Annotated in this window: 17 protein-coding genes; 2 read left to right on the top strand and 15 right to left on the bottom strand. The window is 54.6% G+C overall.

Annotation, left to right across the window (positions count from 1 at the left end; translation table 11 throughout):
* Positions 1–58 precede the first annotated feature (58 nt).
* Positions 59–475 carry a DUF2756 family protein gene (locus ACLJQD_RS13640; protein WP_017441613.1) on the top strand — a complete coding sequence of 139 codons (417 nt, stop codon included), beginning with the start codon at positions 59–61 and terminating at the stop codon, positions 473–475.
* Positions 476–487: 12 nt separating this feature from the next.
* On the opposite strand, the gene ugpQ is transcribed toward ACLJQD_RS13640, so the two are convergent.
* The 12 genes from ugpQ to livK all read right to left on the bottom strand — a co-directional run bounded on the left by ugpQ (position 488) and on the right by livK (position 11,272).
* Positions 488–1,228: a glycerophosphodiester phosphodiesterase gene (gene ugpQ / locus ACLJQD_RS13635; protein WP_000073542.1), complete on the bottom strand. Its 741-nt coding sequence runs from the start codon at positions 1,226–1,228 to the stop codon at positions 488–490.
* Complete coding sequence (locus tag ACLJQD_RS13630; protein WP_000907842.1) at positions 1,225–2,295, bottom strand: sn-glycerol-3-phosphate import ATP-binding protein UgpC; 1,071 nt, start codon at positions 2,293–2,295, stop codon at positions 1,225–1,227. The genes ugpQ and ACLJQD_RS13630 overlap by 4 nt, the downstream gene beginning before the upstream one ends.
* Positions 2,296–2,297: 2 nt before the next feature.
* Positions 2,298–3,143: a sn-glycerol-3-phosphate ABC transporter permease UgpE gene (gene ugpE, locus ACLJQD_RS13625; protein WP_000572196.1), complete on the bottom strand. Its 846-nt coding sequence runs from the start codon at positions 3,141–3,143 to the stop codon at positions 2,298–2,300.
* Positions 3,140–4,027, bottom strand: coding sequence for a sn-glycerol-3-phosphate ABC transporter permease UgpA (gene ugpA / locus ACLJQD_RS13620; protein ID WP_000094074.1), 888 nt, complete (start codon positions 4,025–4,027; stop codon positions 3,140–3,142). Before ugpA ends, ugpE begins: the two co-directional genes overlap by 4 nt.
* Positions 4,028–4,131: 104 nt before the next feature.
* The gene (ugpB, locus tag ACLJQD_RS13615) at positions 4,132–5,448 is read right to left on the bottom strand and encodes a sn-glycerol-3-phosphate ABC transporter substrate-binding protein UgpB (protein ID WP_000624747.1); all 1,317 of its coding nucleotides are present in this window, start codon (positions 5,446–5,448) and stop codon (positions 4,132–4,134) included.
* A gap of 258 nt (positions 5,449–5,706) precedes the next feature.
* A complete protein-coding gene (locus ACLJQD_RS13610; protein ID WP_000174963.1) occupies positions 5,707–6,075 on the bottom strand; it encodes a type II toxin-antitoxin system death-on-curing family toxin in 369 nt (122 codons plus the stop codon).
* A complete protein-coding gene (locus ACLJQD_RS13605) occupies positions 6,072–6,293 on the bottom strand; it encodes a type II toxin-antitoxin system Phd/YefM family antitoxin (protein WP_001520924.1) in 222 nt (73 codons plus the stop codon). The genes ACLJQD_RS13610 and ACLJQD_RS13605 overlap by 4 nt, the downstream gene beginning before the upstream one ends.
* Before the next feature lie 130 nt (positions 6,294–6,423).
* Positions 6,424–7,137, bottom strand: coding sequence for a high-affinity branched-chain amino acid ABC transporter ATP-binding protein LivF (gene livF / locus ACLJQD_RS13600; protein WP_000416114.1), 714 nt, complete (start codon positions 7,135–7,137; stop codon positions 6,424–6,426).
* Between the two features lies 1 nt (position 7,138).
* Positions 7,139–7,906 carry a high-affinity branched-chain amino acid ABC transporter ATP-binding protein LivG gene (gene livG / locus ACLJQD_RS13595; RefSeq protein WP_000082083.1) on the bottom strand — a complete coding sequence of 256 codons (768 nt, stop codon included), beginning with the start codon at positions 7,904–7,906 and terminating at the stop codon, positions 7,139–7,141.
* On the bottom strand, positions 7,903–9,180 hold the full coding sequence (gene livM / locus ACLJQD_RS13590) for a branched chain amino acid ABC transporter permease LivM (protein ID WP_000803764.1): 1,278 nt from the start codon (positions 9,178–9,180) through the stop codon (positions 7,903–7,905). The genes livG and livM overlap by 4 nt, the downstream gene beginning before the upstream one ends.
* A complete protein-coding gene (gene livH, locus ACLJQD_RS13585) occupies positions 9,177–10,103 on the bottom strand; it encodes a high-affinity branched-chain amino acid ABC transporter permease LivH (RefSeq protein WP_000003007.1) in 927 nt (308 codons plus the stop codon). The genes livM and livH overlap by 4 nt, the downstream gene beginning before the upstream one ends.
* 59 nt (positions 10,104–10,162) lie before the next feature.
* On the bottom strand, positions 10,163–11,272 hold the full coding sequence (gene livK, locus ACLJQD_RS13580) for a high-affinity branched-chain amino acid ABC transporter substrate-binding protein LivK (protein WP_000822976.1): 1,110 nt from the start codon (positions 11,270–11,272) through the stop codon (positions 10,163–10,165).
* A 421-nt stretch (positions 11,273–11,693) separates the two neighbouring features.
* On the opposite strand from livK, the gene panM reads away from it, so the two are divergent.
* The gene (panM, locus tag ACLJQD_RS13575) at positions 11,694–12,077 is read left to right on the top strand and encodes an aspartate 1-decarboxylase autocleavage activator PanM (RefSeq protein ID WP_000778873.1); all 384 of its coding nucleotides are present in this window, start codon (positions 11,694–11,696) and stop codon (positions 12,075–12,077) included.
* On the opposite strand, the gene ACLJQD_RS13570 is transcribed toward panM, so the two are convergent.
* From ACLJQD_RS13570 to livJ, 3 genes are all read right to left on the bottom strand, one after another.
* Positions 12,074–12,592 (bottom strand): GNAT family N-acetyltransferase, encoded by a 519-nt coding sequence (locus tag ACLJQD_RS13570; protein ID WP_000369560.1) that lies wholly within the window; start codon positions 12,590–12,592, stop codon positions 12,074–12,076. The genes panM and ACLJQD_RS13570 overlap by 4 nt on opposite strands.
* Positions 12,593–12,595: 3 nt before the next feature.
* Positions 12,596–12,865 carry a DUF1778 domain-containing protein gene (locus ACLJQD_RS13565; protein WP_001275017.1) on the bottom strand — a complete coding sequence of 90 codons (270 nt, stop codon included), beginning with the start codon at positions 12,863–12,865 and terminating at the stop codon, positions 12,596–12,598.
* Between the two features lie 177 nt (positions 12,866–13,042).
* Positions 13,043–14,146 carry a branched chain amino acid ABC transporter substrate-binding protein LivJ gene (gene livJ, locus ACLJQD_RS13560; RefSeq protein WP_001528146.1) on the bottom strand — a complete coding sequence of 368 codons (1,104 nt, stop codon included), beginning with the start codon at positions 14,144–14,146 and terminating at the stop codon, positions 13,043–13,045.
* Between the last annotated feature and the right edge of the window lie 67 nt (positions 14,147–14,213).

Here is a 14,213-nt window from a genome sequence, read left to right as displayed (position 1 = left end):
ATCATCATGGCGAAATAGAGGTACACTTAAAAAGAGGCCTCATCGGGAGGAGACGACAATGAAACGCTTACTACTTATTACGGCTTTGTTACCCTTTGCTGTATTGGCCCAGCCAATTAATACACTCAATAACCCTAATCAGCCAGGTTATCAGATTCCCAGCCAGCAGCGTATGCAGACGCAGATGCAAACGCAGCAGATTCAGCAGCAGGGTATGTTGAAACAACAGATGCAAACGCAGGCGCGCAGCCAGCAGCAAAATCTACAGTCGCAGTTGAATGCCAATACGCAGCGGGTTCAGCAGGGACAGCCGGGCAACGGTATGCTCGGTCAGCAAACGCTGCCCAATACGCAGGGCGGAATGCTCAGCGGCAGCGGAAATCCGGACCGGATGCTAAACCATTCCCAGCCAATGTTGCAGCAGGGCAGCGGGACGCCGCAGCCTGACATCCCGCTGAAAACCATCAGCCCTTAAAACTGACAGCCCTTAAAACTGAAAGTGAGGGCCGATGTCATCAATACGATCGGTGCAGATACAATCCACGCCCCAGCGCAGCAGCTCTGCCGCCCGCTGGGGCTGATTGACGGTATACACCAGAATCCGCAGACCCGCGGCCTTAATCTCTTGCACTCGCGTCTCATCGAGTAATTTATGGTTGAGATGGAGGGAAACACAGCCCAGACGGGTCGTCAGTTCACGCCAGTCTTCACGCCATTTATCCAGTAGTAACCCGCGCGGCAGTTCAGGTGCTGCCGCCTGCGCCGCTTCCAGCGCCTCTATCTCAAAGGAAGAAAGCAGCGGCGGCGTCATCCCGGCCCACAGTTCGCGGGCGGCCAACGCCACGACGCGTCCTGTTAGCCTTTCGCTCCCCGTTGTCGGTTTGATCTCAATATTCGCCATCATGCCGTGTTTACGGCAGCGCTCCGCCACCTGCGAGAGCAGCGGCAGCGGCTCGCCTTTAAATTCGCCGCTAAACCAACCGCCAGCGTCCACACGCAATAAATCCTGCCAGTTCAACTCGCCCGCCACGCCCCAACCATTGCTGGTGCGCTCCAGGTTATCGTCATGCAGCAGGAAAATTTCGCCGTCTTTCGACAGTTTGGCATCAAACTCAATCATGGTGTGCCCGTATCGCGCGCCCACGTCAATCGCCGCCAGAGTGTTTTCCGGCGCCAGTTTACCGCCGCCGCGATGGGCGACAATGTGGGGATAAGGCCAGTTACTCATACACGTTGTCCTGTTTCGCCATCAAAAAGATGTCGCTGATGTTCCGGCAGATGCAGCCATAGCGTACTGCCCGCCGCCGGGCGCTGCTGATGCGCCAACCGCACCACCAGTTTCTGATCGCCCCAGCGCCCATGCGCCAGATTATCCGCGCCCAGAATCTCCAGCGTGTCTACCGTTAACGGCACGCCGCCTTCCGCCTGCGAGCTTAACGCAATATGCTCCGGGCGGATACCCAGCGTCATTTTACGTCCAGCATGACCCCGATAGCCCGCACCAATCGGCAACGCCAGACCGCCAGGCAATTCGAAACGGTCGCCGGAAGCGCTGATAACGCCGTCCAACAGGTTCATCGCCGGGCTGCCAATAAAGCTCGCCACGAAGCGACTGGCCGGTTTTTCATACACCTCTACCGGCGTGCCAATCTGTTCTGCGACACCTTTATTCATCACCATCACCCGCTGGGCCAGCGTCATCGCCTCTACCTGATCGTGAGTAACATAGAGCGAGGTGGTACGAAGACGACGATGCAGATGTTGTAACTCCAGACGCATCTGCACGCGCAGCTTGGCGTCGAGGTTAGAGAGCGGTTCGTCGAATAAAAAGACTGCCGGCTCGCGGACGATCGCGCGCCCCATTGCCACGCGCTGCCGTTGACCGCCGGAAAGCTCGCGTGGACGGCGTTTAAGCAGGCCGTCCAGCTCCAGAATGCGCGCCGCCTCCCGCACGCGTTCTTCAATATGCGCTTTGCTCATACCGCGAATTTTTAGTCCCCACGCCATGTTCTCCTCTACGCTCATATGGGGATAGAGAGCATAGTTCTGAAATACCATCGCGATGCCGCGATCTTTGGGCTCCATCTCGGTGACACGTTTGCGATCAATCCAGATATCGCCGCTGGTCACGCGTTCCAGACCGGCCACCATCCGCAACAACGTTGATTTGCCGCAGCCGGACGGCCCGACCATCACGATAAATTCGCCATCCGCCACGTCCAGCGTTAACGGTTGAATGACCTGGGTTTTGCCGTCCCAGCTTTTGGTTACTGCCTGTAGTTTTAAACCAGCCATTTTTATTTCTCACTGTCCACTAAACCACGCACAAACGCCCGTTGCATGGCTAACACAATTACGACCGGAGGGATAAGGGTGAGCAACATTGCCGCCATCACCTGGTTCCATTGCGTGGTACCTTCGCCGGTGGCGATCATCCCTTTGATACCCGCTACGGCAGTGCCAAGATTCACGTCGGTGATAATCAACAGCGGCCACAGATACTGGTTCCAGCCGTAGATAAAGGTGATGACGAATAACGCCGCCAGGTTGGTTTTTGACAGCGGCAACACGATGTCGCGGAAAAAGCGCATCGGCGACGCGCCGTCAATACGGGCCGCCTCCACCAGTTCATCCGGAAGCGTCATGAAGAACTGACGAAACAGGAAAGTGGCGGTAGCGGACGCCATCAGCGGTAGCGTCAGACCGGCATAGCTGTCGAGCATTTTCAGGTTGGCGATCACTTCCACCGTCGGGAAGATACGCACTTCAACCGGCAACATCAGGGTGATAAAAATCATCCAGAAGAACAGGTTACGCAGGGGAAAACGAAACCAGACGATGGCGAATGCGGAAAGCATAGATACCGTGATTTTGCCTACCGTAATGCTGAACGCCATAATGAAACTGTTAAGCATCATCAGCCAGAATGGCGCGCTATTAACACCGACGCCGTTGACCCAAATAGTTTTGATATTCTCCAGTAACTGCGTGCCGGGAAGCAGCGTCATCGGCGTCTCAAACACCGCGCGGTCGTCCAGCGTCGCCGCGACAAACGCGACATACAGCGGAAACAAAATGACCGCGATCCCCAGAATCAGCATGGTATGGCTGAATATTGTCAGCCCGCGACGATTCTCTATCATTGGTAACGCACCTTACTTTCCACATAGCGGAACTGCACCACCGTCAGAATGATGACGAGGAACATCAACACCACCGACTGCGCGGCGGACGCCGAGAGATCCAGGCCGGTAAACCCTTCGCGATAGATCTTATAAATCAGCGTCGTGGTAGCTTGTACTGGCCCGCCGGCGGTCGCGGCGTCGATCACCGGGAAGGTGTCGAAAAAGGCATACACCAGGTTGACCACCAGCAGGAAGAAACTGACCGGCGCAATAAGCGGCAAAGAAAGCCGGAAGAAACGACGAATCGGCCCGGCGCCGTCAATGGCCGCCGCTTCCACCAGCGAGCGGGGAATGGATTGCAGCGCGGCAAAGAAGAATAAAAAGTTGTAACTAATCTGCTTCCAGACTGACGCAAATACCACCAGGAACATCGCCTGACCGCTGTTTTGCGCGTGGTTCCAGTCATAGCCGAATTCGCCGAGGAAATGGGTGATTAATCCCCGCCCCGGGTTAAACAGGAAAATCCACAATACGGCGGCGACGGCGGGCGCGACGGCATAAGGCAGCAGCATCAGCGTCTGATAAAAACGGCTGCCGCGCACCACGTAATCCACCAGGGCGGCGAAAAACAGCGAGACCAGCAGGCCGCTAAACGTGACCAGCGCGCTGAATTTAATCGTCGTCCAGAAGGCGTCGAGATAATAACTGTCGTGAAAAAGCGCGACGAAATTCTCCAGCCCGACAAATTGGCTGGAAAAACCAAACGGATCGACGCTTTGCAGCGAATACCACAGCGCTTCGCCCGCAGGCCAGATAAAGAAAATAACGGTGATAACCAACTGCGGGGCAACCAGTAAATACGGCAGCCAGCGCGAGCGGAACACCGGACGGAATGATGACATGAAGGTTCTTTTCCTGGAAGGTGCCGGATGGCGGTGCAAGCACCTTATCCGGCCTACAAACGCTGTAGGCCTGATAAGCGCAGCGCCATCAGGCACTTATACACTTAAGATTTGCTCGCTTTCTCAAAACGACGCAGCAACTGATTCCCGCGATCCACTGCGGTATCCAACGCCTGTTGTGGGGTCTTCTTCCCGGTCCAGACGCTTTCCAGCTCTTCGTCCACGATGGTACGAATCTGCGGCATATTGCCCAGACGCAAGCCTTTGGTGAAGGGTAACGGCGGCTTATTCAACATCTGGCGAGTGGCGATATCCGCACCGGGGTTTTTATCGTAATAACCCTGCTCGCGGGTCAGCTCGTAGGCGGCGGTGGTAATCGGCAGGTAGCCAGTTTTTTGATGCCATTCAGCAGCGTTTTCCGGTTTTGCCAGGAAGTCGAGGAATTTGGCGACGCCGGTATAGGTTTCTTTATCTTTACCCTGCATGACCCATAGACTGGCTCCGCCGATAATGGCGTTTTGCGGCGCGCCCTTGATATCAGCGTCGTACGGCATCATACCCACGCCATAGTTAAATTTGGCATACTGGCGGATATTGGCGAGCGAGCCGGAGGACGCGGTTGTCATCGCGCAGTCACCGTTATAAAACTTCTCGGTAGACTCGTCCTTACGCCCAACATAGCTAAAATCGCCTTTCTTATTCATCTCTTCCAGCAGCGCGATATGTTTCACCTGCTCTGGCTTATTAAACTCCAGCACCGCATCTGTACCGTCAAAACCATTGTTTTTACTGGCGAAGGGGAGACCGTTCCAGGCGCTGAAGTTTTCCAGTTGGATCCAGCCTTGCCAGCCGCTGGCGTAACCGCATTTCATGCCTGCCGCTCTCAGTTTCGCGGTATAGTCAGCCAGCTCCTGCCAGGTTTTCGGCGGCTGTTCCGGATCTAAACCGGCTTTCTTAAAGGCGTCTTTGTTGTAGTACAGTACCGGCGTGGAGCTGTTAAAGGGCTGGGAGAGCAGATGCCCGCTTTTAGCATCGGTGTAGTAGCCTGCAACGGTCGGTACAAACTGGGACTCGTCAAAGTTAATACCGGCGTCTTTAAACACTTCATAAACCGGCTTAATGGCTTTCGAGGCCATCATGGTCGCCGTCCCAACCTCATAAACCTGCAATATTGCCGGCGCGTTGCCGGTACGGAATGCCGCGATCCCGGCGCTCAGGTTCTGTTCATAGTTCCCCTTATAGACCGGAACGATTTTGTAATCCGGATTGGCCTGGTTGAAACGTTGCGCCAGTGAATCAACTTCTTTGCCTAACTCCCCTTCCATTGAATGCCAGAATGGAATAGTGGTGACGGCCAACGCCTGACCCGTAAATGCCAGACTCAGCGCCAGTCCTAAAGCTGTATGTCGTAACGATATCATCGGTTATCTCTCTTTTTGTGCCGGGATGCGCGATATCACGCGTTTTATGTTCGCGGGGGTAACATGACATGCTCGAATGACAGAAAAATAACTTTTTTATTACAAAAAAAAGATAGTAAGGCGACAGAGAGATGGCAAGGCAGTGAAAGCGCCGGAAAAGAAAAGTGGGAGCTACGGCACGGATAGGTACGACATTATTCCCGGGGACGGCGCACACGCCGTAACCCAACCAGACAGAGCGTCGCCGGGATTAACGTCTCAGGCGCGTAAGCGAACGGCAATTTGCTCCAGCGTAAGCCGCCCTGCCGCCGCATCGACTGTCATATCGACAAAATCCGGATTCGCAGCGAGTGAGATCCCGTTACGCTTTAAAAACAGCAGCGTAATAAATAAGGCGGTACGTTTGTTACCATCATTGAAGATATGCCCACGGGATATAGCGAGCAAATGCATTGCCGCCAGCAGCCACACGTCGGTCACCCCTTCATATTCGATTTGATTGAGTACCCGGTACATTAGCGCTTCCGCGCGGCCAGGATCAGGCATGCCTGTTACACCAGGCGTAACGCGGAGAAGCCTGTCGTGAAACTGAATTATCTCTTCCGCTGAGATAAGTTGTAGGGTCATTTATCCGCCAGCTCCCTGAGCTCATTGCCATGAACCGCCATAATGGCAGCAAACTCATCATCCATTCGCGCCGTCTGATAACGCTCAAACTCCTCGGCGCTGATGATCACTGCGGACTTATGCCCACGACGCGTGATGGTGACAGGCCCCCCCGTCACCGCACTTTCCAGGACTTCGGCCAGATTTTGCCGCGCTTCGCTATAGTTAACCGTACGCATAAACACCTCCCCAGTTGTACATGTTTATTGTACAACAAACATGTACAAAAAAAGAGCCATCAGGCTCTTTTGAAAAATTTTACCGCTTGCCGTTACCGGGGGCGGCGCACGCGCTTCCCCCTGGCACAGTCTAACCGCCCAGATAGGCGCTGCGCACCGCTTCGTTCGCCAGCAGTGCATCACCGGTATCGGATAGCACCACGTGGCCGTTTTCCAGCACATAACCGCGGTCGGCGAGCTTCAGCGCCTGGTTGGCGTTCTGCTCGACAAGGAAGATGGTCATACCCTGCTCGCGCAACTGCTCAATGGTGTCGAAGATCTGCTGGATGATGATCGGCGCCAGCCCCAGCGACGGTTCATCCAGCAGCAATAGCCTCGGCTGGCTCATCAGCGCGCGGCCAATCGCCAGCATCTGCTGTTCGCCGCCGGACATGGTGCCCGCTCGCTGGATACGGCGCTCATGCAGGCGCGGAAACAGCTCGTATACCCATTTGATACGCTCCTGAAACCGATCGCGCTCGGCAAAAAAACCGCCCATCGCCAGATTCTCTTCTACCGTCATCCGCGAGAAGACGCGCCGCCCTTCCGGCACTATCGCCACCGCTTCACGCATGATTTTCGCCGTCTGCCAGTCGGTGATGTCTTTACCGTCAAACACCACCCGTCCGCTGGAGGCGCGCGGATCGCCGCACAAGGTGCCAAGCAGCGTCGTTTTCCCCGCGCCGTTAGCGCCAATCAGGGTAACGATTTCCCCCTGGTTGATGTGCAGACTGACGTCGTGCAGCGCCTGAATCTTGCCGTAGTGGGCGCTGACTTTTTCAAACGTTAACATCGTTTTTTCCATCTTATGCCTCACCCAGATAAGCGCGGATGACGTCCGGGTTGTTGCGGATCTCTTCCGGCGTGCCGTTCGCCAGCGGCGTGCCCTGGTTCACCACGTAAATGCGATCGGAAATGCCCATCACCAGCTTCATATCGTGTTCAATCAGCAAGATAGTGGTGTTGTGATGGTTACGTAGTTCGGCAATCAGCTCATCCAGCTCTTTGGTCTCTTTCGGGTTAAGGCCGGCCGCCGGTTCGTCGAGCATCAGAATTTCTGGCTGCGTCACCATGCAGCGGGCAATCTCCAGCCGACGCTGGTCGCCGTAGGCCAGATTACTGGCCTGGCGGTTGGCATGTTCCAGCAGGCCAATACGCTCAAGCCAGGTCGCCGCGCGGTCCAGCGCTTCACTTTGCGCGCGGCGGAAAGCGGGCGTTTTCAACAGGCCGGAAAAGAGGCCCGTTTTCAGTTGCTGGTGCTGCGCCACCAGCAGGTTTTCAATCACCGTCATTTCACGAAACAGGCGCACATGCTGGAAAGTACGTACCACGCCCATGCGGGCGATCTGCTGGCCCGGCAATCCTTCCAGATGCCGCTCGCGCAACGTGATCGTACCGCCTGTCGGCTTATAAAAACCGGTCAGGCAGTTAAACACCGTCGTTTTACCCGCGCCGTTAGGGCCAATCAGCGACACAATTTCCCGCTCACGCAATTCCAGCGATACATTGTTGACCGCCAGCAAACCGCCAAAGCGCATCATCAGGCCGTTAACCGCTAATAATGGCTGACTCATGCCTGCTCTCCTTTCGCCTGACCACTTTTCAGCTTCAACTGCGGACGCGTCATCGGCAGCAATCCCTGCGGGCGCCAGATCATCATCAACACCATTAAACCGCCGAGCATCAACATGCTGTATTCGTTGAAATCGCGCATCAACTCGCGCGACACCACCAACAGAACCGCCGCCAGGATCACCGCAAACTGCGAGCCCATTCCGCCCAGCACCACAATCGCCAGCACGAAGGCGGATTCGGCGAAGGTGAAGGATTCCGGGCTGACAAAGCCCTGGCGGGCGGCAAACAACGTCCCGGCGAAACCGGCAAACGCGGCGCTGATAGTAAAAGCGGTCAGCTTGATGCGCGTCGGGCTTAAACCTAATGAGCGACAGGCGATCTCATCTTCACGCAACGCTTCCCACGCCCGGCCCAGCGGCATACGCAGCAGGCGGTTAATGACAAACAGCGACAGGACCACCAGCAACAGGGCCACCAGATAGAGGAAAATGACCCGGTCGGATGGGTCGTACTTCACGCCAAAGAAATTGCTGAAGGTATCCCAGCCGCCTTCGCGGGTGTTGCGGCTAAACTCCAGACCAAACAGCGTCGGTTTGGGGATCTGACTGATGCCGTTCGGGCCGCCGGTAATTTCAGTGTTGTTGAGCAGCAGGATACGGACGATTTCGCCGAAGCCGAGCGTCACAATCGCCAGATAGTCGCCGCGCAGACGCAGTACCGGGAAGCCGAGCAGGAAACCAGCGGCGGCGGAGACCAATCCCGCCAGCGGCAGGCAGGTCCAGAAACCCAAACCATAATAGTGGTTGAGCAGCGCAAAGGTATAAGCGCCGATGGCGTAAAAGCCGCCGTAGCCCAATACCAGCAGGCCGGACAGCCCCACCACCACGTTCAGCCCCAGACCGAGGATGATATAAATCATGGTCATGGTGGCGATATCGACGCTACCGCGCGACACCATAAACGGCCATGCCACGGCGATAACCAACAGCGCCATCAGAAACAGCTTTTGCTTAACGGTAGAGCCATCGATCGCCGGCAGAATAAACTTCGGTCCGGAGACGTGCTTCACCGCTTTCTGGAACATCGGACGCAGCAACTGAAAGAAAAAAACCACTGCCGTACCGATAAAGATCCACTGCCAGCGAATGTCGGCGGCGGTATCCACTACCAGTTTGGTGCCGTCCAGCTCCAGTTGTACGCCCATGAAGACGCCAGCCAGAACGAAGAACATCGCCGCAGAGAACAGAGCCATCGCAATATGCATCGGTTTCATACTTTCTCTACCTCCGGACGCCCCAGGATACCGGTCGGCATCACCAGCAGTACCAGAATCAGCAGAGCGAACGACACGACATCTTTATATTCGGTACTTAAATATGCAGACGAGAGCGCTTCGGCGACGCCCAAAATCAGACCGCCGATCATCGCGCCCGGAATGCTGCCAATACCGCCCAGCACCGCCGCGGTGAACGCTTTCATCCCGGCCATAAAACCGATGTAGGGGTTAATTACGCCATAGAACTGACCGAGCAGCACGCCCGCCACCGCCGCCATTGCCGCGCCGATAACAAACGTTAGCGCAATGACGCGGTCAGTATTAATGCCGAGCAGGCTGGCCATTTTCAGATCCTCCGCGCAGGCGCGGCAGGCGCGGCCCATCCGGGAGTAGCGAATGAAAATGGTGAGCGCCAGCATAGCCAGAAAGGTGACTATCCAGATAACCGCCTGCATGGTGGTGATGGACGCGGAAAAGTTTTCGCTGCTGCCCACAATCCACTGGCCGTTAAACAGGCTGGGTAACGCCACGTCGCGCGAACCTTCCGTCAGGCTGACGTAGTTTTGCAGAAAGATGGACATCCCGATGGCGGAAATCAGGGCGATCAGGCGCTTGGAGTTGCGCACAGGCCGGTAAGCGACTCGCTCGATACTCCAGCCGTAGGCGCTGGCAATAATAATCGCGCCGATAAATCCGGCGGCCACCAGGAGCCAACTGGTGTCTATTCCCATCATCATTAGCGCGGCGATGATCATAAAAGAGACGTAGCTGCCGATCATATACACCTCGCCATGAGCGAAGTTGATCATGCCGATAATGCCGTACACCATCGTATAACCGATAGCAATCAGCGCGTAGGTGCTCCCCAGCGTGACGCCGTTAAACATCTGCTGCAAGAAATAGAGAAACTGCTCGGACATAAGGTAACCTTTTTAAACCCGCCCGGCGTGCGGGCGGTGGGATAACTTATCTTCTGGCATTACTTCGCGACGGTTGACGAGCCGTCGGCGTGCCACTGGAAGACGCCAAATTCAAATCCCTTAAGATCGCCTTTTTCATCCCATTTCAGCGGCCCAATAACGGTATCAGCCCCGTTAGCTTTAAGATCTTTCACCAGATCCAGCGGAGCATGGCTGGCGCTACGCGTCATTGCGGTCGCCAGCGACTGGACGGCGGCGTAGGTGATCCAGACGTACGGACCGCTGGGATCTTTCTTGTCGGCTTTCAGCGCCTCGACAATCGCTTTATTCGCCGGGTCCTGGTCATAACGTTTTGGCATCGTCACCAACATGCCTTCCGCCGCACCGCCCGCAATATTGGACAGCGACGCGTTACCCACGCCTTCCGGCCCCATAAATTGCGTTTTCAGGCCATTAGCCCGCGCCTGGCGCAGCATCTGCCCCATTTCCGGGTAGTAGCCGCCGTAATACACAAAGTCGATATTCTCTTTTTGCAAGCGAGCAATCAGGGCGGAGAAATCTTTTTCACCGGCGGTAATACCATCAAAAAAGACAATATTGGCATTGCCCTGCTTCAGACCATCCTGCACAGAGCGCGCCAGTCCTTCGCCGTATTGCTGTTTATCGTGAATGATAGCGATGCGCTGCGGTTTCACCGTTTCCAGGATGTATTTCGCGGCCGTTGGCCCCTGGGAGGAGTCCAGGCCGGCGGTACGCATAATGTACTGATAGCCGCGCTGGGTCAGCTCCGGGTTAGTCGCCCCCGGGGAGATCATCAGAATACCTTCATCTTCATAGATATCGGATGCTGGCTGAGTAGAAGAAGAACACAAGTGACCAATAACGTACTGAATACCGTCGTTAACGATTTTGTTGGCCACCGCCACCGCCTGTTTTGGATCGCAGGCATCATCGTACTCTACGCCGACCAGCTTATCACCTTTAATACCGCCTTTAGCGTTGATGTCTTTAATGGCCTGGCGCGCGCCGTTAAATTCCATATCGCCCCATTGCGCTACCGGGCCGGACATCGCCCCGACTATGGCGACTTTAATATCATCTGCCATTGCCCCCTGCGAGACTGCTAATGCAACAATCCCTGCGATTATTGTTTTCGCTTTCCGTTTCATGTGCCTGTATCCCCATTCGTGATGTTATATGTTTTGTTTTTTGCTGGTTAAAAAGCAGACTGTACTTTTTATAAATGGTGCGCTTTTTACTGACTCATTAATGAGTTAGCGCAGCATTTAAAGCATAATAAGATTAAAATCTCTATTTTTCAGTCTATTAAGAAAAGATAATATTCTGCTTTTCGCTATAGATAAACAAAAAAAAGCACGCTTGTCAGCATAAAATAACGGCATATTAAGTGGAATAATTCACTAGCATTCAGGGAATTATGCTGCCTGTTTTCCATTCTCTAATGCTTCAAACTGTAATTATCGTTGTTAAAAAATTAATAACCTGGTAAATGACACAAAAAAGAGAAAGCATCTGGCCTGCCTGTTTCGGTACACTGATCGCATCTTTTGAAATCGGGACAAGCCGTCGATGAAGCTGACCATTCTTCGTTTAGAACACTTTAGCGCTCAGGATCAGATCGATCTGGGCAAAATCTGGCCGGAATATTCCGCCTCCTCATTAAGCGTAGATGAAACGCACCGGATTTATGCTGCGCGGTTTAACGAGCGTTTGTTGGGCGCCGTAAGAGTGACGCTGAGCGGAACGCAGGGCGCGCTGGATTCCTTACGCGTGCGTGAAATCACCCGCCGCCGCGGCGTCGGGCAATACCTGGTAGAAGAAGTCATCCGCGATAATCCCAACGTCTCGTCGTGGTGGATGGCAGATGTCGGTGTTGAAGACCGCAGCGTGATGGCCGCGTTTATGCAGGCGTTAGGTTTTACCGCCCAGCATGACGGCTGGGAGAAGCGCTAGCCAAAAAGTTGCTCAATCGACTTTGTCGGGTAAAACAGCGCGTGCTCGTTTTCTCCGGATAAAGAAATAAAGCCCAGCCGCTGATAAAAGGCCTGGGCTTTTTCGTTTAACGCTTCCACAAAGATGCCATGAATCCCAACGGCCAGTGATGCCGACCACACCACTTTCATCGCATGCGTGACCAATATGGCTCCCCACCCTTTTCCCTGTAATGAGAGATCGACCGCTAAACGGCCCAGCGTAACGCTGGGGATATTCTGGTAAGGGATGCGCTTTTGCTGGGTTCTGGAAGGCAACGACGCGCGTTCAAAGCAGCTTCCTGACAGGGTGTAATACCCCAACACTCGCCGTTCTGGCGTAGTGGTTCTGAGTACATAACCGCGCAAGATTTTGTTGTTATGCTGGCGCTGAAGATGCTGCGTTAAAAAAAGGTTTAATGATGCTTCACCGCAGTCGAACTGCCGCCAGTTGTATTCTGCGTTATCAGCCAGAATCTCTATTGTCAGGTTGTCCACGGTTCACTCCATGTCTTGTAGACGTTGCGCCGCGCGTTTTAATTTCTCATTGGGGGTGGGAGGATGACTAAGCGCATCCATGACTCGCGCCCAGGATGCTTCATTAAGAATAACCCGACGGTGCTGTTCAAGCACTTCTGCGGCTCGCTCCGCTGCGCTATTCAACATAAATTGCGTGATTGATTGATTAGTAATGGCGGCCGCTTCTTCAATCATGCTTTTATCGCCGTCTGTGAGCCGCAGATCGATACGCTGTTTTTTTAGGGCTGACATGAAAGAGACTCCTGGATAATGTACGGTAATACACCGTACATACAGTGTATTTCGTCGTGATATTTTTTTCAACATCGGGCGGATTACAGGCGCAAAAAAGCCGGATGGCGCTTTGCTTATCCGGCCTACGAAGTGCTCGTTGTAGGCCCGGTAAGCAAAGCGCCACCGGGCTGTTACTCACTTAGCGTCTGTCGCCGTACCATTCGCATGCCAGTCAAATACGCCGAACTCAAATCCTTTCAGATCGCCCTTCTCATCCCACGACAGCGGTCCCATTACGGTGTCGACCGTGGCGCCTTTCAGGTATTTGGCGATTTCCGCCGGATCGTCGGAGTGGTTCAGCCCCGCCTGTAAGGATTGCAGCGCGGCGTAGGTGGTCCACACGAATGCGCCGCTAGGATCTTGTTTCTTGGCTTTGATGGCATCCACAATCGGTTTGTTCGCCGGGACCTGATCGTAGTTCTTCGGTTTGGTAACCAGTAAGCCTTCCGCCGACTCTCCGGCGATGTTAGACAGCGAGACGTTCGCCACCCCTTCCGGCCCCATAAACTGGGTTTTCAGCCCTGCGGCGCGGGACTGGCGCAGGATCTGCCCCATTTCCGGGTGATAACCGCCGTAGTAGACAAAGTCGATATTCTCTTTCTTCAGGCGCGCTACCAGAGTGGAGAAATCTTTTTCGCCGGCGGTGATACCGTCAAAGAATACGACATTAACGCCGCCTTTCTTCAGACCGTCCTGCACCGCGCGCGCCAGCCCTTCGCCGTACTGCTGCTTATCGTGGATAATCGCGATGCGCTGCGGTTTTACCTTCTCCAGAATATACTTTGCCGCCGTTGGCCCCTGGTCAGAGTCCAGGCCGGTGGTGCGCAAAATCAGGTTATAGCCGCGTGCGGTCAGCTCCGGCGCGGTCGCCGCCGGGGTTATCATCAGGATACCTTCGTCTTCGTAGATATCAGAGGCTGGCTGTGTGGAAGAGGAGCATAAGTGTCCGATAACATACTTGATGCCGTCGTTCACCACTTTGTTAGCGACAGCTACCGCCTGTTTCGGGTCACAGGCGTCGTCATATTTCACCGCGACGAGCTTATCGCCTTTAATACCGCCTTTCGCATTGATATCGGCAATTGCCTGCTCCGCACCGGTAAATTCCTGGTCGCCATACTGCGCCACCGGACCGGACATCGCGCCGACAACCGCGACTTTAATGTCCTCTGCGAATGCCATATGGCTTAATGACAGGGCGATACATCCTGCCAATAACGTTTTACCCTTCATATTCATCCTGATAATCCCCATTATTCTGGTTGTTACGTGTGTTGTGGTGTTATTGTTCAGCACTTTATTTCGA

Source organism: Salmonella sp. SAL04214 (assembly GCF_046550615.1).
Taxonomy (GTDB): Bacteria; Pseudomonadota; Gammaproteobacteria; order Enterobacterales; family Enterobacteriaceae; genus Salmonella; species Salmonella enterica.
This window is presented reverse-complemented; position numbering and strand designations above follow the sequence as displayed.